The 304-nt window shown below is 66.8% G+C and carries 1 pseudogene; it reads left to right on the forward strand.

Going from position 1 to position 304, the window contains the following annotated elements:
* A pseudogene (locus tag QN413_RS27205) lies at positions 1–304 on the forward strand (YgcG family protein); the annotation flags it as partial.

The following is a 304-nucleotide window of genomic DNA, read 5'->3' on the forward strand; positions in this document are numbered from 1 at the left end:
CGGTGCCGCGGTCGATCAACTGGTGGCGGTGATCGGCGGCGAGGCATTGCCTGAAGTCCAGCGCCCTGCTTCACAACGTGGCGGGCTCGGCGGAGGTGGTTTCGACTGGCCCGAGCTCGGCATCTTTTTGTTCTTCGGCGTGTTCTTGATCGGCCGCGTTGCGCGCTCGATCTTCGGTAGCAAGCTCGGCCCGGTCGTGACCGGGCTCGGCGCCGGCGCGATCGCGATGGTCGTGACATCGAGCATCCTGCTCGCTGTCGCGGCGGGCTTTATCGCGCTGCTGTTCACCCTGTTCTCCGGCGCC

Source organism: Variovorax sp. LG9.2, assembly GCF_035018885.1.
In the GTDB taxonomy this organism is placed as follows: Bacteria; Pseudomonadota; Gammaproteobacteria; order Burkholderiales; family Burkholderiaceae_C; genus Variovorax.